Genomic DNA, 25,898 nt, shown 5'->3' with positions numbered 1-25,898 from the left:
ATGCGCTCACCCGTTAGCCGCCGCCATTTCCTGAGAGATGTGGCGGCGGGGCTGTCGGCCGCGGCATTGCCGCGCCTCGCGCAGGCACAAGGCGCGAGCCAGCCGGCGCTGACGCCGGGACCGCCCGGCAGGCCGGGCCGTCACCGCGTCGACGAACCCGCAGCGGTTGAGGTCAACGCACGGCCGCTGCCGTCGTTCGATATCCGCGATCGCGCGCGGGTGCGGTTTGGCGCGCTGGAATATCGCAGCGGCCTGATCCTGACCTCGTCATTCTCCGGCTTCGGCGGCCTGTCCGCGCTGCGGCTCGATGCCAAAGGCGAGCGCTTCATCGCGGTCAGCGACCAGGGCACCTGGTTCACCGGCCGCATCGTCTATCGCGGCCGGGAGATGGCCGGGCTCGACGATGTCGAGGCGGCGCCACTGCTCGACGCCCACGGCAAACCGATCACCGCCACCCGCGGCTGGTATGATTCGGAATCGCTCGCGCTCGACGGCTCCATTGCCTATGTCGGGCTCGAGCGGGTCAACCAGGTGCTGCGCTACGATTTCGCCAAGGGCTTCACCCGCGCGCGCGGCGAGGTGGTGCCGCTGCCCACGGCGGCGCGCAAGCTGCCCATCAACAAGGGGCTCGAGGCGCTCGTCTTCGTGCCTAAGGTCATGCCCAAAGCCACACCGGCGAGCCAGCCGCTGGCCGGTACGCTGATCGCGCTTTCCGAACGCGGGCTCGATGCCGGCGGCAACCTGATCGCCTTCCTGGTCGGCGGCAAGACGCCGGGCCAGTTCAGCGTCCGCCGCACCGAGAACTTCGACATCAGCGACGCGGTCCTGCTGCCGTCGGGCGATCTGCTGATCCTCGAGCGGAAATTCTCCTGGCTCGGCGGCGCCGGCATTCGCATCCGCCGCCTCGCTTTGTCTGATATCGCGCCCGGCGCCGTCGTCGATGGTCCGGCGATCTTCAATGCCGATCTCGGCAACGAGATCGACAACATGGAAGGCATCGACGCCCATGTCACGGCGGAGGGCGAGACCGTGCTGACCATGATCTCCGACGACAATTTCTCCCTGATCCAGCGCAATTTGCTGCTGCAATTCACGCTTGTGGACTGAGGCGCCGGCCTGCGGGCCACCGTTATCGCATTGCTGATCTGCCCCGGCCCGTTCGGCGACGGCGGCAGTTGGTGATCGCGGCGGCCGCCTCTATCTTATGGTGGCCCTTTCCCCGATCCCGGATACGCCTCGCATGAGCACCCTGTTTTCCCCGATCGAACTGCGCAGCCTCAAGCTCTCCAACCGGATCATGGTCTCGCCGATGTGCCAGTATTCGGCCATCGACGGCTCCGCCAATGATTGGCACTTCACCCACATCAACATGCTGGCGCTGTCGGGTGCCGCGATGTTCTGCATCGAGGCCACCCATGTCGAGGATATCGGGCGGATCACGCCGGGCTGCCTCGGTCTCTACAGCGATGCCAATGAGGCGGCGCTGAAGCCGATCCTGGCCTCGGTGCGCAAGCATTCGAAGGCGGCAGTCGCGATGCAACTCGCCCATGCCGGCCGCAAGGCTTCGAGCCAGCGTCCATGGGAGGGCGGGCAATTGATCCCGATCGCCGAAGGCGGCTGGCAGACGGTTGGGCCATCTGATGTCCCACACAAGGAGAGCGAGGCGCCGCCGCTGGCGCTCGATGACGCCGGCCTGAAGCGCATTCGCGAGGCCTTTGTCGCGTCAGCGAAGCGCGCCGACCGGCTCGGCATCGACGCGCTCGAGCTGCACGGCGCACATGGTTATCTGCTGCACCAGTTCCTGTCGCCGATCGCCAACAAGCGGACCGACCGCTATGGCGGTTCGCTCGAAAACCGCATGCGCTTCCCGCTGGAAGTGTTCGACGCGGTGCGCGCTGCATTCCCGGATTACAAGCCGATCGGCATGCGGGTGTCGGCGACCGACTGGGTCGAGGGTGCCTGGGATCTCGCGCAGACCATCGAATTTGCCAAGGAGCTGATGAAGCGTGGCGTCGACTGGATGGACGTCTCCTCCGGCGGCGTGTCGCCGCTGCAGAAGATTCCGCTCGGTCCGGGCTACCAGGTGCCGGCGGCGCAGGCGGTGAAGGAGGCGACCGGCGTCACCACTATGGCTGTCGGCCTGATCACCGAAGCGAAGCAGGCCGAGGAGATCGTTACCTCAGGCAAGGCCGACATGATCGCGCTCGCTCGCGGCATGCTCTACGACCCGCGCTGGGGCTGGCACGCCGCCGCCGAACTCGGCGGTGAGGTGAGCGCGCCGCCGCAATACTGGCGCTCGCAGCCCTCGACGCAGAAGGCGCTGTTCGGCAAGACCACGTTCGGGACGCGCTGACGCACCGTCTCGCCTGCGAGGTCAATGCGTGGCGGGTCCGAACCAGCGCGTCAGCGCGGCGTCGAGGCCCGCCAAGTCCTCGCCGTCGGCGGCCCAGGCGATGCAGGCATCGGGGCGGATCAGCAGCGACGGGCCGGCGCGCCTTGGTACGCATCGTACGAACATGTCCCAGCGAGCCGCGATTGCTGACGCGGTGCCGCCCGTTGCATCGACCAGCACGGCCCTGCCGTCTTCCATCTGATCGAACAGCGTTGTTTCCGCGCCGTCGTCGCCGAGCGCGAAATTGCCGGAGAGCCGGCCGACTGATGCATGATCGCTGCCGAGGTCGTAACGGATCTTGATGCCGCTGATCATCTCGCCGAAGTAGCGGGTGCCCTCGTCGCCGCTCATCAGGTCGGCGACGATATCGCGCAGGGCGTCCGTCATGACGTCAGGCCGCATCAGCGCAACCTGGGCGCGGGTGTTGGCGAGCACCTTGGCCGCGATCGGATGCCGCTCTGCCGTGTAGCTGTCGAGCAGGCTTTCCGGCACGCGATCGCAGACGACTGCTGCGAGCTTCCAGCCGAGATTGGCCGCATCGAGCAGGCCGAGATTAAGGCCTTGCCCGCCGAACGGCGAGTGCACATGCGCCGCGTCGCCCGCCAGCAGCACGCGGCCCCTGCGATAGCTGTCGGCCTGCCGCGCATTGTCGGTGAAGCGGGTGGCGGTCTTGACGGCGGTGACACGAACATCGACACCGCTGATCCGGCGCAGGGTGGTCTCGATCTCGTCGCGCGTCACGGGCGCGCTGCGATCGGCCGGCGGTCCGTCGAACTCGGCCATGAACACCCGGCCGGGAATCGGTCCATAGGCCATCATGCCGACGGGCGTCCGCCGCCAGCCGACCGGGAGCAGACGATCCGGATGATCGAGGTCGACGATGGCCTGGTGTCCGGTGAGGGTCGGTTCGGTGCCGGGGAAGTCGAAGCCCGCGCGCTTGCGCACCGCGCTGCGTCCGCCGTCGCAGCCGACAAGATACGCAGCGTGCAGCTCGACATCGCCGGACCCGCCCCTTGCCCTCGTCAGGACGCCGTCTCCGGTATCCTCGAAATCGGTCAGCTCGCAGCCGCGCTTGATCGCGATACCCAGTACCTGGGCGCGCTCGCCGAGCATTTTCTCCAGGGCCTGCTGGTTCACGCCGCGCAACCGCCGGTCCGGCTCGCGCTGACGCGTCTGGTCGATCCCGAAGATGCCGGAGAAGTGCCCGCCGAACTTCTTGAACGGCAGCTCCGACTTGCCGTCGGCACTCTTCATGAGCCTGGACATGCTGTCCGCCATGCTGCGCTCGACCGCATTCATCGCCTCGGCAAGGCCGCGGCGCTCCAGCGCCTCGCCCGCGAGGGCTCCGATCGCGCCGGCCTTGATGGTCTGGTCAGGCTCCGCCAGCCGCTCGATCACGATCACGTCGGCGCCGCCCAGGGTCAGTTCGATCGCCAGCAGCAATCCGGTCGGTCCGGCGCCGACCACAACCACATCCGTCCGTTCACGCGTCAAGTCGTCACCACAAATTGTACTCAGTATAATATTTTGTATGGTACAAATTCTTCCATGTCAAATCGAGACGGATTGCGGGAGCGGAAGAAGGAAGCGACGCGCCAGGCGATCTCGGACGTCGCCACCGAGCTGTTCGTGGCGCGCGGCTTCGACAATGTCTCGGTGGCCGAAATTGCCGAGGCCGCCGAGGTCTCCCGGATGACGGTGTTCAATTACTTTCCGCGCAAGGAAGATCTGTTCTTCGACCGTGAGGAGGAAAGCCGCCAGATTCTGAAGGCCGCCTTTGCCGAGCGACCGCCCGGCGAAGCGCCGCTGATGACGCTGCACAAGCTGGTGCAGAGTCTGGCGGACCGGGCGCATCCGTTCGCGAAATTCACCGATGCAACGGGAAAATTCTGGCGCACCGTCGCCGAGAGTCCCGCGCTCTCGGCGCGGGCGCGCGAGATGCGCGACGAGTTGATCGATGATCTTGCAACAGTGCTGGCGGGCGCCATCAAGCGGCCGCTCGCCGATGCCGATGCCCGGCTCGCCGCGTCGATGGTGGTCACCGCCGTGACCGTCGCCTATGCGGAAGGGCTTCGCGAGCACAAGGCGCGCCGATCGGCGGCCTCGACACGCGAGGCCTTCCTGCGGATCATGGAGCGCGGCTTTTCGGGTATCGCGATCATGCTGAAGGGGACGCCTTACGCGTAATTCCCGGCCGGGCGGCATGCGACAAAGCCATTGTTCTGCCGTAGCCGGGGCAGGTACTCTCCGGAGCGCGTGCGGAAGACATGCATCGAACAAAGAGAGGAAACCCATGGAACTCGGATACTTCGCGATGCCGTCGCATCCGCCGGAGTGCGGACTGAAGGAGGGCCACGACTGGGACCTGCAGGTGCTGCGGTGGCTGGACGAGCTCGGCTATCAGGAAGCCTGGATCGGCGAGCACCACACCGCGCCCTGGGAGCCGCATCCTTCGCCGGATCTGCTGATCGCGCAGGCGCTGCTGCAGACCAAGAATATCCGCATCGGACCCGGCGGCTTCCTCTTGCCGTATCATCATCCGGCTGAACTCGCGAACCGCGTCGCGATGCTCGATCACCTCTCGAACGGACGATTGAATTTCGGCGTCGCCGCCTCCGGCCTGCCGAGCGACTGGGCAATGTTCAATGTCGACGGCATGTCGGGCCAGAACCGCGACATGACCCGCGAGGCGCTCGAAATCATCCTGAAGATGTGGACCGAGCCGGCTCCGTGGACCCACAAGGGCAAGTTCTGGACGGTGACCAAGCCGGACACGATGTTCGATTTCCTCAAACCGCACATCAAGCCGCAGCAAGCACCGCATCCGCCGATCGGCGTCGCGGGCCTGTCGAAGAATTCGGATACGCTCAAGCTCGCAGGCGAGCGTGGCTTCATCCCGATGAGCCTGAACCTCAACCCCGCCTATGTCGGCAGTCACTGGGACTCGGTGGAAGCCGGCGCGGCCAAGACCGGCCGCAAGCCGAGCCGCAGGGATTGGCGGATGGTGCGCGAAGTCTTCGTCGCCGACACCGACGAGGAGGCATGGAAGCTCTCGACCGGCGATATGATGGGCCGGATGATGGGCGAGTATTTCCTGCCGCTGCTCGGCCACTTTGGCTTCAAGGATTATTTGAAAGCGTCGCCCGACGTGCCCGACAGCGACGTCACGGTCGAGTATTGCGCCCGCAACAACTGGATCGTCGGCTCGCCCGCGACCGTCACCGAGAAGATCGAGAAGATCTATCAGGAGGTCGGCGGCTTCGGCGTGCTGCTGGTGTTCGGTTTCGACTACAAGCACAAGCCCGAAGCCTGGCACAATTCGCTGCGGCTGCTGAAGCAGGAGGTCTTGCCGAAGCTGAAGCACCTCGACGCCTCGGTCGGCCGCGCGGCGTAGGCTTCACGGTGAGGACAATACGGGGCAGCGTTACCGCTGCCCCGTATGTCATGACGGATCGCCGGCCTCAGGGCGTGCCGAGCCAGAACCGGGTTTCGATTTGCGCCCAGCCCTTGCCGATGCGGCTGCTCAGCCACGTGTCGCTGCGCTTCAGACCCTTGTCCTTCTGGCCTTCCGGCGTGTTGCGCCAGGCCTGCCAGCGATACTGGCCGTAGATGCTGACGATGCGCGCGGCGTAGGTCAGCGCCAGCTGTGAGTCGCCTCTGATGATGACGAGGTTGTCGTCGTTCTTGGTGCTGGCGCGGTCGGAGAAATTGTGCGAGCCGGTCATGACCACCGGGTTCTTGCCGGCCGGGTCCAGCACGATCACCTTGCTGTGCACGGCGATCATGAATTTTCCGGTGTTCTTGATCTGGTGCTGCCACCAGTCGGCGGTCTTGTCGATGCCGGCGGGCCGGATCACGTCGGCAATCTGCTTGCCCTTGAAGACCTGTTGCTGGCCGCTGCCGGCCAGCAGTTGCAGTTGATCCTTCGGACTGTCCTTGCCCTGCGCCGGGAAATTGTTGAGCACCCCGCGTACATAGAGATTCTTGTCCTGCGCCTTCTGCAGGATCGGGCCGAGCAGGCCCTTGTTGCCGGGATTGAGCATCAGGCACACCGCGCCATGCTCGGCGTCCTCGATCATCTTGGTCGCTTCCTTGAGATCGCCGCTCTTGGTGGTCGGCGTGAACCAGACGCTGACGTTCGAGTTGCCGATCGTGAATGGCCATTCGTGATCGCCGGCGACGGCCAGCGCCTTCGGCGACTTGCTGCCGTCGGCGTAGATCGCCTTCCAATGCTCGTGATAGGCCGCCGCGATCTTGTCGTCGGTGATCTCGAGCCCATTGTTGTTCTGGGTGCATAATCCGGTCCGGGTCCAGTTGGTGCTGCCGGTCCAGACCACTTTCGGTGTCTGCACGCCGTCGCAGAACACCGCGAACTTGTTGTGGGCGTAGCGGCTCGGTGCGATCTTGCGGCGGACGATGTCGACGCCCGCCTTCTTCAGCACGCCGGCGTTCTTCTCGGTCTCCTTTGCGGTGGCGTCGGACTTGCCGGTGCTGTTGCCGAGCACGACGTGGGCCTTGCCCTTCAGCGCAGTCAGCGCGGCGATCAATTCGGGATCGTTGAGCTCGTAAAGCGCGACATAGACGTCGACTTTATCCTTCTTGGCCCCGGCCAGCAGGGCAAGGAGGCGCGCGCCAAGCTCGCCCTTGAGGAAGTCGCGGATCTTGTTGCCCTTGGTGGAGATCGCCTTCTCCAGCGTCTGGGAGGCTTTCGGCGTAGTACCGATCGCGCGCGACAGCCATTGTGCCGAGATCGTGCCGCGGTTGAACCATGGCTTGAGCGGGCCCGACGGCGTGGCCGAGACGTAGTCGGTCCATGTCGCCGGTGCACTGTAGGCGGGCTTCACCTTGGTCGCGCCGTCCTTGAGAACCGGAACGACGCCATAGCGGACCGGCGCATCGGCCGGGGCCAGGAAATCGGTCCAGTTCGTCTTCTGCACCGGCCATTCGGTGCTCGGACGATGATCTCCCGCCTTGTGGCCCTGCACCTGATCCTCGAACCCGACCCAGGTGTCGACGACGGTCGCGCTCTTGCCCTGCTGCTGACGATAGAGCGCAAAGCCGAGGCAGTCCGGGATCATTGCCGCGACTTCCCAAACCACGAAGATGCCGTCGGTGGTTGGAAACGCCTGAATTGTGGAAATCATGGTGATGCCTCCAAATCACTGATGAGAAATATCCGCTCGATATGAACCTGGCGCGTCAGCGCCGCAGGAGATCCGAGGTGTCGCATCGGATCGTTCCGGGCGCCTGGCGGCTCGTCTAGCAGGAGGAGTATGTATAAAATATGCAACCGAAACTATCGGCTGGATCACAGATGGATCACGCCGTGCGGACCGGTCCGCCGCGGTTGCAGCTTGCCTAAAGCAACTTCACCGTGACCTTCGCCGTGCCCTTGTGATCGCCGTAGAACCATTTGTAGATCCAGGGCAGGCCGATGACGGCCTGGTTGACGTAGAGGAAGATCTCGCCGCTGCGATCGGCGGTGAACCTCGCCTTGTAGACCTGCGGGTCGGTGTTCGGCGCCGGCAAAGGATCGAGGAAATACTCGTCGACGCCGGTCTCTCCGACCCGTGCGATCAGCCTGAACCATGGCCGGAACAGGATGCGCCGCAGGAAGATCGTGGCATATCCGCGCCAGCGTTTTGCACCCTCGATGGTCGAGGTCCGGTATCCGATCGGCGTGACCGCGCGTCCGGCGTCCTCCCATGGCTCCGACATCGTGATCGCGATCTCGTACTTGAAGCCGGTGCGGACCTTGAGCCCGGTCGGCGCACAGATCGCGCCGGTGTCAAAGTCGGCCGCATCCTGCGGGATGCCCTTGTCGACGGCGACAAGCTTGTCGGCCGCGGTCCCGGTGCAGAAGGCGCCCGCCGAATCGAAAGCGTTGAGCAGGAAATGGCTCAGCAGCGTCGCGCCGAACCAGACCAGCAAGGCCGTGAGCAGGAATGGCACGACATGCCGCTTCCCGACATTGAGGATCCACTGATAGACCGCGCTGGTACGGAATCGATAGATCGCATCGTGCATGAACCCCGAGAGCGGCGTCGGGTTCGCGCGGTTGCGCCAGATGATCCGCATCCTGTCGCTGATCGCTGCGCTGAGCGAACTGCCCGCACCCATCAGCACGAAAACGGCGACGATGCCGCCGGCGAACCATTCCGGGTTGCCGGCGTACCAATCGGTCCACCAATGAAACGAAGCGGGCAGGAACGATTCGACGAAGCGCACCAGCTCCGAAATCATCCTGACATGGGAGCTGAATTCGTGCTCCTTGTGCTGGTTGTGGAACAGCCAGAACGCCGCCAAATGCAGCGACGCCGCCAAGGTGGCGAAGTAGGCGATCCGCCGCATCCAGACGAAATTCCATAGCTTCTCCTGCGCGGCATGACGTGCCGGCGCCCCGGTGGGCGTTTCAAACGTAGTGGAGCCCAGCGGTGTCACCTGGCCGCTGCGGGAGACCACCACATAGTTTGGTGGAAGTCCGATCGGGGCATAGGCGTTGGCGCCGCTGCCGATCCGCTCGAACACGCTTTCGTGGATCTTCGGCATCGGCACGCTGACGCCGGAATAGGGATCGTTGCAGAGGTCGGCGACCTTGCGGGGGCCATATCGGTAATAGGAGCCAAGGCCGGCCCGCGAATCGTAGAGGCGGCCATCCTTGTCCTCGGAAGACTTGATCGCCTTGATCGCATCGGGGTCGGCGATCGGCGCGTGCTTGAACACGAGCCCGCGCTTGACGGCTTCGTCGACCAGCCAGGCCAGCGGCACGAAGGCGACGGCATCGTCCGGATAGCCGCCGCCGACATTGGCATGCATGCCGACGAACCACACCTGGACGAGATGCTCGTCATCGATCGTTGCCGGCACGGCCGGTGCGGGCTGTCCCGGCTCCTGCTCCGTCCAGAGCACCGGATGAAAGGTCGTGCGCTCGTCGTCGAGCGCCAGCGCGTGCCGTGCCCACTTGACCTTCGGGCTGAGAATTCGGTTCGGCAGCTCGAGCGGCCACACCCAGTTGGAGATGCCGCGTGTCATCTCGTCGATCGGCAAGCCATAGGCCGCGACGGTGTCCCAGATGCCGATGAACTCGATCGCTGGCACCGGCTTCCGTGCGATCTCCGCATAAGGCTTGTTGCGCTGAAGGCGGTCCAGCACCGGCACAAGAATGTAGTCGCGTAGCGCGCGGAACAGAACCTCGATGCGCCAGATCGAGTGGTAGCCCGCGGCCCGGTACGCGCGATAGGCCTTCGCCGCGCCGTCGTGCAGTTCGGCTTCGGTGCCGGCGACGATCAGGCCTTGATCGAGGATGAGTGCGGCGAGTGTGCGCACGGTGAATGCGCCGCGGCTGAATCCGAACAGGTAGATCTGCGAATCGTTCTGGTGGTCGTAGTTGCGGCAGATGAATTTGTAGGCATCCAGGATATCGCGCTTGAGGCCGTAGCCGAAGGCGCCGCCGAGCAGCGCAAGCGGAACGAAGGACGACGTTCCGACGCCGTCATCATACTTGGCGGCCTGCGTGTTGCCCTGCAAATCCAGCGACTGGAAAATCCGCCAGACATTGGTGCGCCAGACGCTGGAGGCGGCGTTGCCGGTGCCGTCGGACAGGATAATGATCTTCGGGCTCGGCATTGAAAGACGCTCGCTGAAGTGATTGAAGCGGACGGCGCAGCGTAGCAGGGGCCGGATCGAATGCTACCTTGGATCGATCATTAATGACTCCGTGCCGCGTTAGGTGTGAACTGGCGCACAAAAGCGTCACGAGGTCGCGGCCATGTGAGGCGAGACGACTTTCGCGGCGTAACGAAAAGGCCTAGCCTGACCAGCGGTGCAATTCATTGATGAGGCAAAGCAATGCGCAGCCGCGTCAGAAAATTTGCCCATATCCTGGAGCGCTTCGGCCTCGCCTTGGCGGGAGCAGCCAGCGGTCTGTTCGTCGCCATCCATGTCGGCTCGAGCGTCTCGGCGCTGACGTCGCAGGCGTTCCTGCTGATCATGATGCTGGGCGGCGCGATCGGATTCTATGTCGGCATCGACACGCCGCCAAAGCTGTTCCATCCGAAAGACGGGACCTCGACGCGCAAGATCGACACGGCAGAATTGCTGAGCGCGATCGGCACCTTCCTCGCGACCATGGTCGCGTTCTTCTCGGTTGGTGTCGTCGTGCTGCGCAGCGAGCCGGACATCGCCTGGACCGCGGTGATCATGGCGGGCTGGGTGCTCGGCGTCGCCATGCAGATCGTCGCCGGCACGATCGCCCGGACCCGGGTCTGACGCGTTGGAGCGGCGCCAGGCCCGACCGGCTTCGCGCCTGGCCTACTGGTTCGCGACCTTGGCGGGGTCCTTGATCGCCTTGAAGGTCTCGTGCTCGACGCTGTAGAGCTCGCCGCCGACCCTCTCGACCTTGCGAATGTAGATGTCGTGGACGACATCGCGCGTCTTCGGGTCGATCGACATCGGACCGCGCGGGCTTTCCCAAGCCATGCCCTTCATGGCTTCGATCAGTGCGTCGCCATTGGTCTTGCCGCCGGTCGCCTTCAGCGCCTCGTAGATCAGATGCATACCGTCATAGGCGCTGACGCTGATAAAGTTCGGACGGACGTTGGCATTGGCCTTGCGGAACGCTGCGACATAGGCGCGGTTCAGGTCGGATGGATGAGCGGCGGAGTAGAATCCGGCCGTGATCATGCCGATCATGGCATCGCTCATTCCCGGCAGGTCCTCGTCGTCAGCGATGTCGCCGGGGCCGATCAGCTTGATCCCGCTCTTGTCCAGCCCGCGCTCGACAAATTGCTTGGCCAGGATGGCGGCCTGGCTTGCCGGCACGAAAATGAACAGGGTATCGGGATTGCCGTCCCGCGCGCGCTGCAGGAACGGCGCGAAATCGGGATTGGCCAGCGGCACTTTCAGCGCTTCGACGATCGATCCGCCCGCCGCGGTGAAGCTTGCCGAAAATACGCCGGCGGCTTCATGCCCGGGTGCCCAGTCGGACGCGATGATGGTGGCCCGCCTCGATCCGTTCCTGGCCGCCCAATCCGCCAGCACGCTGGCCTGCTGCGCGTGCGTCCAGCTGGTGCGGACGAAATAGGGCGATCGTTCGGTCACGATCGATGTGCCCGATACCATGACGACGGTCGCCGTCTTGCTCTCGGTGACCAGCGGTGCGAGCGCCAGCACGCTCGGCGTCAGTCCGCCGCCGAGGATCGCGACCTTGTCGTTGACGATCAGCTCCTGAGCGATACGCTTGGCATTGTCGGGCACGCTGGCGTCGTCCCGGACGATCAATTCGATCTTGCGACCGGCGACCATATCGCCGTGCTGCGCCATGTAGAGCCGTGCCCCCGCGACCGCCTGCTTGCCGACCGGCCCCAGAACGCCGGTCAATGGCATCACCAGCCCGACCTTCACGACGTCTGGCGCCTGGGCGCGTCCCGATTGCATCGCCGCCAGCGCCAGAACAACCCCGACCAGTGCGGCAAACGGTGTCCTTGTCATGGTCAACCTCCGGCGTGCCCGGAAATGATGCCGGGCCGGTTCACGACTATCGGCTTCGCCTCCGGGAAGTCCTGATGAAGAAGTGACAGAACGGCGAATTTCCTGCTAAATTCCTCCGATTGGTGCCGTCTGTGGGCATGGAGTGAGCTCTATGAACCCGGCGACTGATTCCGTTTTGATATTTGATTCCTTTGTGCTCGATCTCGCCCGCGGCGTCGCCCGCGTCGATGGCGTCGAGCTTGATCTCCGGCCAAAATCATTCGCGGTCCTCCGCCATCTCGCCAGCAATGCTGGACGGCTGGTATCCAAGCAGGACCTGCACGAAGCGGTCTGGGGCAACGTCGCCGTTTCGGACGACTCGCTCGTCCAATGCATCCGCGAGCTGCGCCTGAAGCTGCACGATGACGACCACCGCATCATCAAGACGCTATCTCGCCGAGGCTACCGGCTCGATGCCGCACCGATTCCGCCATCGCACGATCATGGACCGAAGAGTGTCCCGCGCAGCACGTCTGCTCGCCGTGTCGTTTCAGCCGGCCTGGCCGGGCTTCCCCGATGGTTGCTGGTCGCCGGCCTGTCGGTGAGCGCCTTCGTGGCTCTCGCATCTGCGTCGCCGATTGCCGACGGGATGTGGCATCCCCTAACGCAATTGGCGAACTGGCTTGCGCCGCAAGATCACGGCATCGTGCCGGATCAGGATGTTGAGCGGATCACCGCGCTGGCAGCCGAGAAGCAGCTGCCGCTTCCCGCTTATCGCGTTCACGCGCCGGCTAGCGATGTGCCGGACAATGTCCGCCGCTTTCTCGGCGTGTGGGTGAGCGGTGAGGGATGGATCAATTCGTACCGCCAATTCATGATGATCGTCACCAATGTCGATCGGGACGGTGTTGCGACTGGCTACCTCGTGAATGGGCCGGCGATGCCGCACAGCCGAGTACCCGGACCCGGATTTTCCGGAGGCTTCACCGGACATGTCCTCGATGACGTCTTGCGATATGACGGCAATGCGGGACTGCATTCTGCATTCATCACAGCGGACGGACGGATCGAGTTCAAGCTCGTCTTCCGCGAGGGAGGCACCGGTGTTGTGTTCCTCGAACCGCTCTGGACGCTCGCCAACCCAGGCCGTGTCGCACGAAATCAAACCTGATTGCTGCGCGTGACGCCCAATCCGGCCAGATGTGTGTCGACGAACTGCGCGAGCCGCTCGCGCAACATCTCCGGCGGCACTGCGACCATGCGCTCCTCGAGGCCGAGCGAGATGATGCCGTGGACCGCGGAGAACATCATCCGTGACAGCAGCGCAACGTCGTCGGGATCGCGATCGGGCAATAGCCGCACCAGCGGCGCGTGCATCAGCGCGAAGGCATCCATCACCATCGCCAGGATATCTTCCGGAAACGGCCGGTCGTGTTCCATCCGGTGCTCGAACAGCGAGCGCAGCAGATTGGCGTGCTCGGTGGCGAAGCCGAGATAGGCGTCCGCAAGCCCGTGGAGCTGGCGCAGGGGATCGTCGGCCGGGACTGCCTTGAGCCGCTCGGTCAGGGCCTGAACAGTCTCCCGGTTCACGGTCAGGATCAGGCCGTCGAAGTCGCCGAACTCATTATAGACGCTGCCGATGGAGCAGCCGGCGGCCTCGGCGACATCGCGAACCTTCAATGATCTCAATCCTTTAGTTGCAATATATCGGCGCGCGATCTCGATCAGCAGACCTCGCCGCTGAAGTTTTTTCCGGTCTCGTCGCGATTCTTCTTGAACAATGTTCATTTTCGTACTACTAATTTGAGCGTTGCTCAAGTTGGTATAGGAGGCCACTCACATGCAGACCCTAGCACTTCAATTGACCACCACCTTTGTCGATGACGCGATCGAGCTCGTGAAGGGCTTTGGCCGCGCCATCTTCGCCCTGGCGACCGCGCCGATCGAGCGGATCGCCCGCGCCTGCGACGTCGCGGGCGTGCTGGAGCAGCGGCGCGCCGATCGGCGCGCGCCGCGCCCGGCGGCCCAGCGGGGTAGCCGCCGCAAGTCACGCCACTGCCGATGGTCGCCGTTCGGCGGCCTGAATGATCTGACCTGACGCGCCCACTCCGCAATTGTCGCCGAAACCTCAACGAAGCACTCACCATGTCCCTCGCGAGCCCGTTTCGATGTCGATCGACCACAACCCTGGATAAGGTCTCGTACATTTCTGCCGGGCATTGTCGCGGCGCCCGGCGCGGCCGATCCGCGCTGGTTCGAACCGATACGTTGCGGAAAAGACTAAAGGCTGCGGGATCTTCGTCATTTTCACCACGCCCACCATTCTGTGCCACCCGAATTCGCAGACCTGCCAGCGCCGTGCGCGCTAACCCAAGGAACCGGTCATGATCAAGGAATTGATGACGTCCCGCCGCTTCGCGCCGCTGTTCTGGTCGCAGTTCTGCTCGGCGTTGAACGACAACGTGCTGAAGAACGCGCTGGTCATCATGCTGCTGTATGGCGTCGCCAACGAGCAGGGGCCTGCGCTGGTCCAGCTTGCGGGCGCGATCTTCATCGCTCCGTTCTTCGTGCTGTCGGCACTCGGCGGCGAGCTCGCCGACCGCTACATCAAGTCCATCGTCGCCCGCCGGCTGAAGTTCTTCGAGATCTTCGCCGCGGCCTTTGCCGCAGCCGGCTTCTTCACCCATTCGATCCCGCTGCTGTTCGTCGCGCTGGCGCTGTTCGGCATCGTCGCCGCGCTGTTCGGCCCGGTGAAATATGCTGTGCTGCCCGACCAGCTCTCGGTTTCCGAGCTCGCGACCGGCAACGCGCTGGTCGAAGGCGCAACCTTCATGGCGATCCTGATCGGCACCATAGCCGGCGGCATGTTCGTCGCGGGTGCCAGCCACATGGGCTGGATCTGCGCAGCCGTCGTGGGTCTGTCGGTGCTGTCCTGGGGATTTGCGTCGCGCATTCCGGTGACGCAGCCGTCCGCGCCGGATCTGCCGATCACCAAGAATCCCTGGACCTCGACCGTGCGCCTGTTGAAGTCGCTCTATGCCGAACAGCGGCTGTGGGACGGCATGGTGATCGTGTCCTGGTTCTGGATGGTCGGCGCGATCGTGCTGTCGCTGCTGCCCGCGCTGATCAAGGAGGGCGTCGGCGGCACCGAGGGCGTGGTCACGCTGTGCCTCGCCGTGTTCGCGATCGGCATCGCCGCCGGCTCGCTGTTCGCCGCGCAGCTGAGCCATGTCCGCCCGAATCTCGCGCTGGTGCCGATCGGCGCCATCGTGATGGGCGTGATCGGCCTCGACCTCGCCTGGGCGATCGCCACCACCTCGCTCGGCAAGGACGTCACCGCGGCCGCGTTCGCGGCCTCGTTCGGCGGCTTCCGCATGCTGGCTGACTTCTTCCTGTTCGCGTTCGGCGGCGGCCTGTTCGTGGTGCCGTCGTTTGCCGCCGTGCAGGCCTGGACCGCGCCGTCCGAGCGCGCCCGCATCATCGCTGCCGGCAATATCCTGCAGGCAGGCTTCATGGTTGCCGGCGCGGTGTTCGTCGGCGCGCTGCAAGCTGCCGGCTTGCCGATCGCCTGGATCTTCTTCGGCCTTGCGATCGCGAGCTTCGGCACCGTCTGGTTCGTGCTGAACAAGTGGGGCAAGGAAGGCGTGCGGGATTTCGGCGCGCTGCTGTTCCGTGCGCTGTTCCGGCTCGAGGTGCGCGGCATGGAGAATCTGCCCCCGGCCGGCACGCGGATGCTGATCGCGCCTAACCATGTCAGCCTGGTCGACGGCCCGCTGCTGCACGCCATGCTGCCGATCGATGCGAGCTTCGCCGTCGACACCGGCATCGCCAAGGCGTGGTGGGCCAAGCCGTTCCTGAAGATGATCAAGCACTACACGATGGATCCGTCGAAGCCGCTGGCCGCGCGCGACCTGATCAAGCTGGTTGCCGCCGGCGAGCCGGTCGTGATCTTCCCGGAAGGCCGCATCACGGTCTCCGGTTCGTTGATGAAGGTCTATGACGGCACCGCGATGATCGCCGACAAGGCCGACGCGGTCGTCGTTCCGGTCCGCATCGAGGGCGCCCAGCGTTCGCATCTCAGCTATCTCAAGAATGGAGAGATCAAGCGTTCCTGGTTCCCCAAGGTGACGATCTCGATCCTGCCGCCGGTGAAGCTGCCGATCGACCAGTCGCTGAAGGGCAAGGCGCGCCGCAATGCCGCCGGCGCCGCGCTGCAGGACGTCATGATCAACGCCATGGTCCAGAACGCGATGCTCGACCAGACGCTGTTCGAGGGCCTCGGCCATGCCTATCGCGACCGCGACACAGGCAAGCCGATCATTGAGGACGCGCTCGGCACCAAGCTGACCTATCGCAAGCTGATCCTCGGCGCGCAGGTGTTGAGCCGCAAGCTCGAGCAGGGGACCGCGGTCGGCGAGAACGTCGGCGTGCTGTTGCCGAACTCGGCCGGCGTTGCCGTCGTGTTCATGGCGCTGCAGACCATCGGCCGCGTGCCGGCGATGCTCAACTTCTCGGCCGGTCCGGTCAACGTGCTGGCCGCGATGAAGGCGGCGCAGGTGAAGACCGTGCTGACCTCGCAGGCTTTCATCGAGAAGGGCAAGCTCGACAAGCTGATCACGGCGATGGCGGGCCAGGCGCGCGTCGTCTATCTCGAGGATGTCAGGGCCGACATCGGCCTCGCCGACAAGATCGCAGGCTTCCGCGCCGGCATCGCGCCGCGCGTCGCCCGCGAGGCCAACGATCCCGCGGTCATCCTGTTCACCTCGGGTTCGGAAGGCACGCCGAAGGGTGTCGTGCTGTCCCACCGCAACATCCTCGCCAATGCGGCGCAGGCGCTGGCGCGGGTCGATGCCAATGCCAACGACAAGGTGTTCAACGTCCTGCCGGTGTTCCACTCGTTTGGTTTGACCGGCGGCATGATGATGCCGCTGCTCGGCGGCATCCCGATCTTCATGTATCCGTCGCCGCTGCACTACCGGATCGTGCCCGAGCTGATCTACCAGACCGGCGCCACCATCCTGTTCGGCACCGACACCTTCCTCACTGGTTACGCCCGCTCGGCGCATGCCTATGATTTCCGCACGCTGCGGCTCGTCATTGCCGGCGCGGAAGCGGTGAAGGAGCGCACGCGGCAGATCTACATGGAACGCTACGGCATCCGCATTCTCGAGGGCTATGGCGTCACCGAGACCGCGCCGGTGCTGGCAATGAACACGCCGATGGCAAACCGCCAGGGTACCGTCGGCCGCATCTCGCCGCTGATGCAATACCGCCTCGATCCGGTCCCCGGCATCGAGGAAGGCGGACGGCTGTCGGTGAAGGGGCCGAACGTGATGCTCGGCTACCTCCGCGCCGAAAACCCCGGCGTGCTCGAGCCGTTGCCCGAGGGCTGGCATGATACCGGCGACATCGTCACGGTCGACGCGCAGGGCTTCATCGCGATCAAGGGCCGCGCCAAGCGCTTCGCCAAGATCGCGGGCGAGATGGTCTCGCTGTCGGCGGTCGAGACGATGGCATCCGCGCTGTGGCCGCAGGCGATGTCGGTCGCGGTCTCGATCCCCGACGCGCGCAAGGGCGAACGCATCGTGCTGCTCACCACCGAGAGGAATGCCGACCGCGCCGCGATGCAGCGCCAGGCCAAGAGCGTCGGCGCCTCCGAGCTCGCGGTGCCTGCCGACATCCGCGTCGTCGACAAGGTGCCGCTGCTCGGCACCGGCAAGACCGACTATGTCGGCGCTACTGCGCTTGCGAAGGAACTCGCCGCGGCGCCTTCGGCACAGGCCGAGCCCGCCGCCGACGAGGCCGAGCCGGCGTCGCTGCAGCAACACGTCGCATGATGGTTGTGCTTTTCGGGGGCATGTTGTCAGATAGACGGCAACTGCTCCCGAGAAAGCACGATCATGCTGGACAAACTGAACCCGGCTACAGAGGACGCGCCTGAACTGTTAGCCGAGCGCTGGATCGGCGCGCTGGATGCGGCGCTCGCCAGCCGCTCCGCTGATGCTCTTTCCGCGCTGTTCACGCCTGAGAGCCACTGGCGCAACATCTTCGGCATCTCCTGGCATTTTGCGACGTTCAGCGGGCGACAGCGCGTCATTGCCGAGTTGTTGCAGCGTGCTGCCGCGGCGAACGCGCGCGGATTTCGTCTCGATGACCGTGCCTTGATACCGCGGCGCGCCGTGATGGCCGGACGCGAAGTGATCGAGGCTGTTTTTACCTTCGACACATCGAATGGCGCAGGCACCGGCGCGGTCCGCCTGTTGCATGAGAGGGGCGGAAATTCCGCGGCGTGGACGTTCTCCACGATGCCTGACTTCGACAGCATCTGCGATGCGCGCGCCAAACACGCCACTGAGGAATCCCACGCGCGCGATTTCGCCGCACCGGATTGGCTGGAGCAGCGGCAGGCCTCACGCGCCTATGCCGACCGCGAGCCCGATGTGCTGATCGTCGGCGGCGGCCATGCCGGCATCGCGGCCGCCGTCGAGTGCAAGCGGATCGGGCTCGATGCCCTGATCGTCGATCGCCAGCAGCGCATCGGCGACAATTGGCGGCTGCGCTATCGCGGCCTCAAGCTGCACAACAAGACGCCGGTCAATCTGTTTCGCTACCTGCCGTTCCCGCCGACCTTTCCGGACTACATCCCGAAGGACAAGATCGCGAACTGGCTGGAAAGCTATGTCGACATCATGGAGCTCGACTTCTGGACCGGGACTTCGTTCGAAGGCGCGCGATATGACGATGCGACGCAGCGCTGGATGGTGACGCTGCAGCGGAGCGATGGACCGCGCGCGCTGCATCCGAAGCACATCGTGCTCGCGACCAGTGTCAGCGGCACGCCGAATATCCCTGTGATCCCCGGCATCGAGCAGTTCGGCGGCAAGGTGCTGCACTCCAGCGCGTTCGCGGCGGGACGCGAATGGGCAGGGCGCTCGGTTATCGTGTTCGGCACCGGCACCAGCGCGCATGACATCTGCCAGGAGCTGCATGCCGCCGGTGCCGACGTCACCATGGTGCAGCGCAGCCCGACCATGGTGGTCAATGTCGAGCCGGCGCAGCTCTACGACAAGACCTATCTCGGTGACGGCCCGCCGACCGACGTGCGCGACATCCTCAATTCCGGCGTGCCGCTGCCGGTGATGAAGATCGCGCACCGGATCATCACCGACGAGGTCAAGCGGCTCGATGCGTCCTTGCTGTCGCGGCTGGAGCGCACCGGCTTCCGGCTCGAATTCGGCGAGGACGGCACCGGCTGGCCGCTGAAATTCCGCTCCCGCGGCGGCGGCTATTATTTCAACGTCGGCTGCTCCGAGTTGATCGCCGACGGCAAGGTCCGCCTGATCCAGGCCGCCGACATCGCTGATATCACCGCCGATGGCCTCGCGCTGAAGGACGGCACGTCGCTCGCCGCCGAGCTGTTCGTGCTCGCCACCGGCTACAAGGGCCCCGACCATCTGGTTGGCAGACTGTTCGGCGAGGATGTCGCAGCGCGCGTCGGCCGCGTCTGGGGCTTCGACGATGCGACGCAGGAGCTGCGCAACATGTGGACGCGCACGCCGCAGCCCGGCCTCTGGTTTACCGGCGGCGCGTTCTCGCAGGCCCGCATCTACAGCCGCTTCATCGCGCTGCAGATCGCCGCGATCAAGGCCGGCACGCTTTCCAAGCATCTGACCTGACCTGCAAGCACCTGACCTGCAAGCACCGACTTAGAAGGACTCCCATGCCGCTTCCGCTCGATCCCGTCATTGAGAAGATCATCCCGCTGCTGCCGCTGCGCGATCCCGCAACCATGACGCCGCAGAGCTGCCGCGATTCACTCCGGGCGCTGGCCGATGCGCGCAAGGCGGTGCCGCCGCCGCCGGTCGATGTGGCGCATGATATCGAGGTCGCGGGCGCCGCGGGCAAGCTTGGCGCGCGGCTCTATCGCAACGGCAGCGGCACAGCGCCGACCGTGATCTTCTTCCACGGCGGCGGCTGGGTCGCCGGCGATCTCGAGACCCATGACCGCCAGGCGCGTAACCTCGTGATCGAGACCGGCGCGGTGGTGATCTCGGTCGATTACCGCCGCCCGCCGGAGACGCGCTTTCCCGGCGCTTTCGAGGATGCATTCGCCGCGATCCGCGATGTGGTCGCGCGCCTCGCCGAATTCGGCGGCGATCTCTCCCGCGTCGGTGTCGCCGGCGATTCCGCGGGCGGCAATCTCGCCGCCACCACGGCGCTCGCCTGCCGCGATGCCGGCATCAGGCTCGCCGGGCAGCTGCTGGTCTATCCCGTCACCGACGTGGCCGGCAGTTTTGCCGATGCGGGCGAGAACGCGAAATTTCCGTCGCGTGCCGAGAATGCCGAGGGCTATTTCCTGACGCGTGCGACGATGCAGTGGTTCGCGGGGCATTATCTCGCAGATCCCGCGCAGGGCGCCGACTGGCGCGTCTCGCCGCTGCGCGCGAAGTCTCTCGCCGGCGTCGCGCCGGCTGTGGTCACCACCGCCTGGTTCGACCCGCTGCGCGACGAGGGCCATGCCTACGCCAAGGCGTTGCAGGCGGCCGGTGTGCCGGTGACGTATCACTCCGGCGAAGGCCTCATTCACGGCTATTTTGGTCTCGGCGATGCCTCGGAGGCCGCATGTGCCGAGGCGCAGCGGGCGCGGGCGGATTTTCGGGTGTTGCTGGAGCGGGGAGTTTAGTCTCCTCGTCGTCCCGGTCGTTGTTGGCGAAGGAAGTGTAGCCACATCGTCGTCCCGGCGAAGGCCGGGACCCATAACCACCGCAGCCTGTTGTTGCAGCGGGCTGCGGCTCCAGCGTCGCGCCACACCATCCAGTTGGGGTAATGGGTCCCGGCCTGCGCCGGGACGACGACGTGGATGGTTTCGCGCTCTACAATTCTCCCTTCAACTCCCGTTCGACAACCCCCTCAATCATTCCCGATCGTGTCGCCGAACAGCTGCCAGGTCTCGCCGTTGAATTTTTGCAGCCGCATCGCCTCGACCGGGAAGTAGTCGGTCGGCGAGGTCTTCACCTTGATGCCGGGCAGGAACATCGGCAGCGCGATGTCGAGGTTGGCAGCCTGCTTCATGATGTTCTCATGGGTGAGGTCGTCGCCGCATTGCTTCAACACCTGCACCGTCGCCTCCGCCACCACATAGCCGTAGACGATCAGCTGGTCCTGCAGATTGCCGTCCGGGAAATAATTCTTCATGAAGTCCTGCCAGGCGATCACGTCCTTATCGTCCTTCCATTGCGGATCGTTCGGATCCTTCAGCGAGTAGGACGAGATGATGTCTCTGGAGTATTCGAAGCCGGCGGGCTTCAGCACCGAGGACACCGAGGTCGAGGTCGCCGCGAGGAAGAACAGGTCCGGCTTCCAGCCGATCTCGCCGATCTTCTTGATCGCCTGCGCCGCCTGCTTGGGGATCGCGTGCATGAACAGCACGTTGGCGCCCGACGATTTCAGCTTCACGATCTGGCTGTCGACCGTAGGGTCAGTCGATTCATAGGTCGTTTCCGCCACCACCATCTTGGCGGTGTTCTCTGCGCCCAAGCCCTTCTTGAAGCCGTTGCCGTAATCCTTGCCGGCGTCGTCGTTCTGGTAGAACAGCGCGATCTTCGCGTCCGGCTTGTTGGTCAGCACATATTTGGCGTAGACCGCGGTCTCGGCCTGGTACGACGGCTGGAAGCCGATCGACCACGGATAATGCTGATAGTCACCCCACAGCGTGGCGCCGGCGCCGACGAACAGCTGCGGCACTTTCTTGTCGTTGAGATATTTGCGCACCGCAAGCCCGGTCGGCGTGCCCAGCGGATTGAGGATCGCGGCGACTTCCTCCTGCTCGACCAGCTTGCGGGTCTGCTCCACGGTCTTCGGCGGCGAGTAGCCGTCGTCGAGCGTGATCAGATTGATCTTGCGCCCGTTCACGCCGCCCTGGTCGTTGATCATTTTGAAATAGGCCGCCTGCGTCTTCGCGATCACGCTGTAGGCCGACGCCGCGCCGGAGAATGGCGAGGTCTGTCCGAGCTTGATCTCGGTGTCGCTGGTGCCAGCGCCATATTTCTTTTCGGCGGCGTGCGCTTGTGATGCGAGCGCAAGCGCGAGTGCTGCCGTGATGGCCTTCCAGATCATCGTGAGCCTCCCTGGGCGTTTTTTGTTGTTCGCGAGGGAGAGCTTAGGTGAGGTCGAGGGAGGCGGGCTTGCGACGAGACGCCGGGGCAGGGATGCGAAAATGCGGCGCGGTCTAACGTTTACCGTCGTCCCGGCCTAGTGCGCAGTTGCGCACGGGAGCCGGGACCCATTACCCCAACTGCTTATGTGGTGCGACGCTGGGGCAACATTCCGCGTACCGGCAAACATTAGTGGTTATGGGTCCCGGCCTTCGCCGGGACGACGGTGATGAGCCCTCAGCGATACCGCACGCTGCCGGTCGTGACCGGATCGGTCGGCAGCACGGTGGCGCCGGCGCGGCTGGCGGCGGCGGAGGTGATCATGCCGGGCTCGGCCGCGGCCTGCACATTGCGGGGCGGGTTGAATTCGAGGATGACGAGGACTGCCGTGGCCAGCACCGCCACGGCGGCGGTTGCGAGCGCAGGCACCAGTCTTCCGCGCGTATCGGCTGCGCGAACTTGCATTGACCAATTCCTTTATTGGGGTCGTTCTTTGGACGTGATGTAAGAACGGCCAGGCTTCTTCCCAAGAGTGCGGCGCACATGCCTCACAATCAGTTGTGCCGGCCGTGATGTCCTTCACGGTCTTCGAGACGATGCGGGCTTGGCCTGCGTCGAATCGCATTCGTGTCGGACGGCTTGTTTGCACACCATGAGTTGGAAGAGATCGTGGCGTTTTGCATGCGCCTCATGCGCTCGTGATTGATCGCGTGAGGTTGTGATTAACAGCACTGCGACAAGCCGTTTTTGCCGTGATTTAGAGGCTTTCTTTGTTGTGCAAGACGCGCGCGTTAAGGCTTTCTTCACGCGCTCCCAGCGCGTCAATACGGATTCGCGCGATGTGAGCGTTGCTAGAGCAATGACACCGCTGTCATTGGCAACAGCTGTCAGCGGGGTTGTCACAACCATCGCGACGCCGTCATTGCCAGCCTTGTCGCGCCGACTTGTCACGCCGTAGCTTTAGCGAAGGCGGAAGCCTGGCGAAGGCGCACAGATCATCTCTCCACACGTTGTGCGATGGATGATTTTGCTTCGCGCACCATCACGCAAAGAAGAATCCTCTCACGCGCCGCGCCTGCACGTCGTGGTCGGATCGATTCACCTGTCAGACAGCGGGAGAGGGCGTGCGCGCGTCATCTCGCGGCGCGATCGGCCCGAGCTGAGCTGTAGCTTGACCCTCTTTCTTGAGCAGAGGGCGCAGGGAACGCCGGGTGCCAGCACGCACCCATGGGTCCCGAGCAACAAAAAGCTCGGGAGGTAGGACCACAGGTACGGCCGGGCAATCCCGGCGTTCCCCGCGCGGTTGGTTTACGGCTTATACGTGCTCTCCCCGGCGAGACTGGGCTTGTTTGTCACCGCCTTCGCAGAAGCGCTTTCGCGCCTCTCGCGAGAGGACACCTGCCACTAGGGCGTCAGGCCTGCACGATTTCGCCGTCCGCGATGAGGCGCACTCGTCTCGCGCGCTTCTCGCGTCCACCGCATCCCGCACCCAACGTCCGTGACGATCGCGATACGCCCCTCTCAGAGGAGGCGGGACGCGGTCTTGTAATGCTGAGTTGGGGTCTCGGGAAAGAGGAATATTTTCTTCGCGACGACTGGACAGGCTGTGTCGCATTGAACTTGCTGGCGAAATTCGTTTTTTGGCGCACGGTTGCCGCAGCCGTGGAACAAGCGCTGCGGCATCGACTTGATGCTGCGGGCTGGTTACCGGCCTGCACGGCCTTGCAATTTCCTGCCCCCAAAGCCAGGGCCGTGCACTCCCCCCGGGGGCGCCAGCTCCCGGGGGTCCAGCCCCCCGCGGCGCCAACTCCCTTCAAATGGTCGCAGTCGATTTCCTTCGCTCTGTTCACTAGTGCACCGTCCGGCCGCACCCCGCAGGCGTAGTCTCGGCTCATCACCGCGCGAATGTCCGGCACTGCCGGTGACCGAGAACGCCAGTTGCGCTCCCGCCTTCGGATGGAATGGAGCAGCGTGATGCAGAACAGCCTTCCCAACCCGCGCAGATCCCCGGAGCAACACCTCGCGGATGAATCGATCCGCCTCCGCGACGAAGCCCGCGTCATGCCGCCCGGCGTCGCACGCGACCGCCTGATCCGCATGGCCCGCCAGGCCGAAACCGCCTCGCGCATCAACGCGTGGGTGATGTCGCCGGGGCTGCGGTCGCCGAAGTGAAGTGGGTGATGGCGCGATCCGTGCTATCCTCGCAATGCGTCACGATTGGGAGAGCGTGATGCGGCGGCGGCCGCGACATCGGTGAATTCGACGGCGCTTGTCGCCGAAGCGCATTTGCAGGGAGCGCCGGCGAGACTGGGCTTGCTTGTCACCGCTTTCACAAAAACGCTTTCGCGTTTCGCGAGGGGACACCTGCCACTAGGGCGTCAGGACCACACGCTTTCACCGTCCGCGATGCGCACGCTCGTCAAGCGCACCCACCGCGTCCACCGCATCCCGCACCCAAGGTCCGTGACGATCGCGCTACGCCCCTCTCAGAGGAGGTCGGACGCGGTGCTTGTAATGTTGAGTTGGGATCTTGGGGAAGAGGAATATTTTCTTCGTGAGGACTTGACCGGGTGTGTCGCATTGAAAATTTTGGTGAAATTCGAGTTTTGGCGCGCGGGTTCGTGCCGATCGGAACTTATCCGTTCCCTCGACGCGAGGCGCGATGCTTTGGAGGGCGGTCGCTGCACTGTCGAGTGCAGGCCTATCCGACTGCCCAAATCGGACCATGGTCCCGGTCAGGTGGCAGGGTGGGCTTGGCGGCTCGGCTTATTCGTCCTCGAAGTGTTCGTGGCGCGTGAAGTGTAGGCCCGATGCGCGGGCTCGTCTCTTCGCCGGTGCGCTCGGACCGCCTTTGTGGCTGGGCTCCGGTCGCTCCTGCGACCGCAGTTAACCGTGTGACAGTCTCGTCTGGTCGATGTGTGGACGAGCACGGCGTGCTGAAGGCCGGGCCCTCAAAGGGCATAGGCGGGCCACGGAGCTAACGCGCGGGCGCCACTTGGGCAGAGCAAATGGCCGTGTGCTCCTTGCGATTGAGCTCCAGGCGCTCCCGATTTCTCTAGGCTTCCTGCGAACTTGTTGGTACTTAGGAAAAGTTTTGCTCTACCTTAGGTATACATTTTTCCATTTCCATTCGTCCAAAGTAGTAACTGTATGACAGCCCCAGATACGGTGCTCGACAAGACTGATCCAGGCGCCGACATTGCGCGGCGATTTTTCTATCAACACTGCTATGCAGCTATAAATGCAATTCGCCTAATCACTGATCCGCAGGACGTCGCGGAAGTTATCTGTGAGAATCATGAAGACATCTTGGTCAAGCGGCCCGAAGGTAGCTTTGTGGCCATGCAGATTAAGACGCGAGCGCTGATTCTGCCGCCTTTCAAGTCTAGCGATGCTCAGGTCAAATCCGCCCTCGTCAGATTCTGTACACTTGATAAGACATTTCCAAATGCGTTCGATACATTCGACTTCGGAATTACTCATTGAGCGAAATCCAAGCACGAGTACGTCGGTTGAATTAACTTGGGAGGGAAGCGACGAGGTCGGACGAGAGAATCTTCCGCTCGCGGCGGGTGAACGGCCGATTGTAGGTGACGATATCTACAACTACAGTGATTTCCTATTGCGCCAGCTTGGGTCGCCACTTCTAAAGGTGAGAAAGCGGAAGGGTGACCCAGAGTCCGATCTGCAGCGGCTCAGTTTCCGTGATTTCTACAAATTTTGCTATTTGGACCAGCCCGATCTGGACTCAAGTTTCTTCTTGCTCGAGCAGCCTAGCCGAATTTGTGGCCATGAAGTTTAAGATCGTTCGGTCTTCTACAGCTTCCGAGTTGCTGGAGGGCGCGGAATTTCAAGCGTGCCCCGCATGCGGCACGGATGTCGCA

At 64.1% G+C, this 25,898-nt stretch carries 19 protein-coding genes; 12 read left to right on the top strand and 7 right to left on the bottom strand.

What is annotated here, in order from left to right; translation table 11 throughout:
* Window positions 1-1,107 (top strand): esterase-like activity of phytase family protein, encoded by a 1,107-nt coding sequence (locus ACVIGB_RS29495; RefSeq protein WP_456720008.1) that lies wholly within the window; start codon window positions 1-3, stop codon window positions 1,105-1,107.
* 133 nt (window positions 1,108-1,240) lie between these two features.
* Window positions 1,241-2,353: an NADH:flavin oxidoreductase/NADH oxidase gene (locus tag ACVIGB_RS29490; protein WP_456720009.1), complete on the top strand. Its 1,113-nt coding sequence runs from the start codon at window positions 1,241-1,243 to the stop codon at window positions 2,351-2,353.
* 21 nt (window positions 2,354-2,374) lie between these two features.
* On the opposite strand, the gene ACVIGB_RS29485 is transcribed toward ACVIGB_RS29490, so the two are convergent.
* On the bottom strand, window positions 2,375-3,886 hold the full coding sequence (locus tag ACVIGB_RS29485) for an FAD-dependent oxidoreductase (protein ID WP_456720010.1): 1,512 nt from the start codon (window positions 3,884-3,886) through the stop codon (window positions 2,375-2,377).
* 54 nt (window positions 3,887-3,940) lie between these two features.
* Between ACVIGB_RS29485 and ACVIGB_RS29480 the strand changes: the two genes are divergently transcribed.
* Both ACVIGB_RS29480 and ACVIGB_RS29475 read left to right on the top strand, forming a co-directional pair.
* Complete coding sequence (locus tag ACVIGB_RS29480; RefSeq protein WP_456720011.1) at window positions 3,941-4,579, top strand: TetR/AcrR family transcriptional regulator; 639 nt, start codon at window positions 3,941-3,943, stop codon at window positions 4,577-4,579.
* A gap of 106 nt (window positions 4,580-4,685) precedes the next feature.
* Window positions 4,686-5,786 (top strand): LLM class flavin-dependent oxidoreductase, encoded by a 1,101-nt coding sequence (locus tag ACVIGB_RS29475; protein WP_173640149.1) that lies wholly within the window; start codon window positions 4,686-4,688, stop codon window positions 5,784-5,786.
* A 67-nt stretch (window positions 5,787-5,853) separates the two neighbouring features.
* Here ACVIGB_RS29475 and ACVIGB_RS29470 read toward each other — a convergent pair whose 3' ends face one another.
* Entirely contained in the window at window positions 5,854-7,536 is a 1,683-nt protein-coding gene (locus tag ACVIGB_RS29470; RefSeq protein ID WP_456720012.1) for a phospholipase D-like domain-containing protein, read from the bottom strand.
* A 214-nt stretch (window positions 7,537-7,750) separates the two neighbouring features.
* Window positions 7,751-10,018 (bottom strand): DUF2235 domain-containing protein, encoded by a 2,268-nt coding sequence (locus ACVIGB_RS29465; RefSeq protein ID WP_456720013.1) that lies wholly within the window; start codon window positions 10,016-10,018, stop codon window positions 7,751-7,753.
* A gap of 222 nt (window positions 10,019-10,240) precedes the next feature.
* Between ACVIGB_RS29465 and ACVIGB_RS29460 the strand changes: the two genes are divergently transcribed.
* On the top strand, window positions 10,241-10,660 hold the full coding sequence (locus tag ACVIGB_RS29460) for a hypothetical protein (RefSeq protein ID WP_456749246.1): 420 nt from the start codon (window positions 10,241-10,243) through the stop codon (window positions 10,658-10,660).
* A 42-nt stretch (window positions 10,661-10,702) separates the two neighbouring features.
* Here the strand turns inward: ACVIGB_RS29460 and ACVIGB_RS29455 are convergent, their stop codons facing one another.
* Window positions 10,703-11,881, bottom strand: a complete 1,179-nt coding sequence (locus tag ACVIGB_RS29455) for an ABC transporter substrate-binding protein (RefSeq protein WP_456720014.1) — start codon at window positions 11,879-11,881, stop codon at window positions 10,703-10,705.
* Between the two features lie 151 nt (window positions 11,882-12,032).
* Here ACVIGB_RS29455 and ACVIGB_RS29450 point away from each other — a divergent pair, with 151 nt between their 5' ends.
* Window positions 12,033-13,031 (top strand): winged helix-turn-helix domain-containing protein, encoded by a 999-nt coding sequence (locus ACVIGB_RS29450; protein ID WP_456720015.1) that lies wholly within the window; start codon window positions 12,033-12,035, stop codon window positions 13,029-13,031.
* On the opposite strand, the gene ACVIGB_RS29445 is transcribed toward ACVIGB_RS29450, so the two are convergent.
* Window positions 13,022-13,648, bottom strand: coding sequence for a TetR/AcrR family transcriptional regulator (locus ACVIGB_RS29445; protein WP_456720016.1), 627 nt, complete (start codon window positions 13,646-13,648; stop codon window positions 13,022-13,024). The two genes, ACVIGB_RS29450 and ACVIGB_RS29445, sit on opposite strands and share 10 nt — an antisense overlap.
* Before the next feature lie 52 nt (window positions 13,649-13,700).
* Between ACVIGB_RS29445 and ACVIGB_RS29440 the strand changes: the two genes are divergently transcribed.
* The 4 genes from ACVIGB_RS29440 to ACVIGB_RS29425 all read left to right on the top strand — a co-directional run bounded on the left by ACVIGB_RS29440 (window position 13,701) and on the right by ACVIGB_RS29425 (window position 20,543).
* The gene (locus tag ACVIGB_RS29440) at window positions 13,701-13,958 is read left to right on the top strand and encodes a hypothetical protein (protein ID WP_456720017.1); all 258 of its coding nucleotides are present in this window, start codon (window positions 13,701-13,703) and stop codon (window positions 13,956-13,958) included.
* A gap of 286 nt (window positions 13,959-14,244) precedes the next feature.
* Window positions 14,245-17,697, top strand: a complete 3,453-nt coding sequence (locus ACVIGB_RS29435; protein ID WP_456720018.1) for an acyl-[ACP]--phospholipid O-acyltransferase — start codon at window positions 14,245-14,247, stop codon at window positions 17,695-17,697.
* Window positions 17,698-17,760: 63 nt separating this feature from the next.
* Window positions 17,761-19,536 carry an NAD(P)-binding domain-containing protein gene (locus tag ACVIGB_RS29430; protein ID WP_456720019.1) on the top strand — a complete coding sequence of 592 codons (1,776 nt, stop codon included), beginning with the start codon at window positions 17,761-17,763 and terminating at the stop codon, window positions 19,534-19,536.
* Between the two features lie 44 nt (window positions 19,537-19,580).
* Window positions 19,581-20,543: an alpha/beta hydrolase gene (locus ACVIGB_RS29425; protein ID WP_456720020.1), complete on the top strand. Its 963-nt coding sequence runs from the start codon at window positions 19,581-19,583 to the stop codon at window positions 20,541-20,543.
* A 227-nt stretch (window positions 20,544-20,770) separates the two neighbouring features.
* On the opposite strand, the gene ACVIGB_RS29420 is transcribed toward ACVIGB_RS29425, so the two are convergent.
* Entirely contained in the window at window positions 20,771-21,976 is a 1,206-nt protein-coding gene (locus tag ACVIGB_RS29420) for an ABC transporter substrate-binding protein (RefSeq protein ID WP_456720021.1), read from the bottom strand.
* A 275-nt stretch (window positions 21,977-22,251) separates the two neighbouring features.
* On the bottom strand, window positions 22,252-22,479 hold the full coding sequence (locus ACVIGB_RS29415) for a hypothetical protein (protein ID WP_212311911.1): 228 nt from the start codon (window positions 22,477-22,479) through the stop codon (window positions 22,252-22,254).
* A 1,509-nt stretch (window positions 22,480-23,988) separates the two neighbouring features.
* On the opposite strand from ACVIGB_RS29415, the gene ACVIGB_RS29410 reads away from it, so the two are divergent.
* Window positions 23,989-24,186 carry a hypothetical protein gene (locus ACVIGB_RS29410; protein ID WP_456720022.1) on the top strand — a complete coding sequence of 66 codons (198 nt, stop codon included), beginning with the start codon at window positions 23,989-23,991 and terminating at the stop codon, window positions 24,184-24,186.
* Between the two features lie 978 nt (window positions 24,187-25,164).
* Window positions 25,165-25,500 carry a dsDNA nuclease domain-containing protein gene (locus ACVIGB_RS29405; protein ID WP_456720023.1) on the top strand — a complete coding sequence of 112 codons (336 nt, stop codon included), beginning with the start codon at window positions 25,165-25,167 and terminating at the stop codon, window positions 25,498-25,500.
* Window positions 25,501-25,898 lie beyond the last annotated feature (398 nt).

Source organism: Bradyrhizobium sp. USDA 4341 (assembly GCF_054063755.1).
The sequence above is the reverse complement of the archived record's forward strand: the minus strand, read 5'-3'. Positions and strand labels throughout refer to the sequence as shown.

Excerpts from the sequence above, each read along its gene's own strand:
- ACVIGB_RS29495 (WP_456720008.1), top strand. The coding sequence starts at position 1 with ATGCGCTCACCCGTTAGCCGCCGCCATTTCCTGAGAGATGTGGCGGCG.
- ACVIGB_RS29490 (WP_456720009.1), top strand. The coding sequence starts at position 1,241 with ATGAGCACCCTGTTTTCCCCGATCGAACTGCGCAGCCTCAAGCTCTCC.
- ACVIGB_RS29480 (WP_456720011.1), top strand. The coding sequence starts at position 3,941 with ATGTCAAATCGAGACGGATTGCGGGAGCGGAAGAAGGAAGCGACGCGC.
- ACVIGB_RS29475 (WP_173640149.1), top strand. The coding sequence starts at position 4,686 with ATGGAACTCGGATACTTCGCGATGCCGTCGCATCCGCCGGAGTGCGGA.
- ACVIGB_RS29470 (WP_456720012.1), bottom strand. The coding sequence starts at position 7,536 with ATGATTTCCACAATTCAGGCGTTTCCAACCACCGACGGCATCTTCGTG.
- ACVIGB_RS29465 (WP_456720013.1), bottom strand. The coding sequence starts at position 10,018 with ATGCCGAGCCCGAAGATCATTATCCTGTCCGACGGCACCGGCAACGCC.
- ACVIGB_RS29460 (WP_456749246.1), top strand. The coding sequence starts at position 10,241 with ATGCGCAGCCGCGTCAGAAAATTTGCCCATATCCTGGAGCGCTTCGGC.
- ACVIGB_RS29455 (WP_456720014.1), bottom strand. The coding sequence starts at position 11,881 with ATGACAAGGACACCGTTTGCCGCACTGGTCGGGGTTGTTCTGGCGCTG.
- ACVIGB_RS29450 (WP_456720015.1), top strand. The coding sequence starts at position 12,033 with ATGAACCCGGCGACTGATTCCGTTTTGATATTTGATTCCTTTGTGCTC.
- ACVIGB_RS29445 (WP_456720016.1), bottom strand. The coding sequence starts at position 13,648 with ATGAACATTGTTCAAGAAGAATCGCGACGAGACCGGAAAAAACTTCAG.
- ACVIGB_RS29440 (WP_456720017.1), top strand. The coding sequence starts at position 13,701 with ATGCAGACCCTAGCACTTCAATTGACCACCACCTTTGTCGATGACGCG.
- ACVIGB_RS29435 (WP_456720018.1), top strand. The coding sequence starts at position 14,245 with ATGATCAAGGAATTGATGACGTCCCGCCGCTTCGCGCCGCTGTTCTGG.
- ACVIGB_RS29430 (WP_456720019.1), top strand. The coding sequence starts at position 17,761 with ATGCTGGACAAACTGAACCCGGCTACAGAGGACGCGCCTGAACTGTTA.
- ACVIGB_RS29425 (WP_456720020.1), top strand. The coding sequence starts at position 19,581 with ATGCCGCTTCCGCTCGATCCCGTCATTGAGAAGATCATCCCGCTGCTG.
- ACVIGB_RS29420 (WP_456720021.1), bottom strand. The coding sequence starts at position 21,976 with ATGATCTGGAAGGCCATCACGGCAGCACTCGCGCTTGCGCTCGCATCA.
- ACVIGB_RS29415 (WP_212311911.1), bottom strand. The coding sequence starts at position 22,479 with ATGCAAGTTCGCGCAGCCGATACGCGCGGAAGACTGGTGCCTGCGCTC.
- ACVIGB_RS29410 (WP_456720022.1), top strand. The coding sequence starts at position 23,989 with ATGCAGAACAGCCTTCCCAACCCGCGCAGATCCCCGGAGCAACACCTC.
- ACVIGB_RS29405 (WP_456720023.1), top strand. The coding sequence starts at position 25,165 with ATGACAGCCCCAGATACGGTGCTCGACAAGACTGATCCAGGCGCCGAC.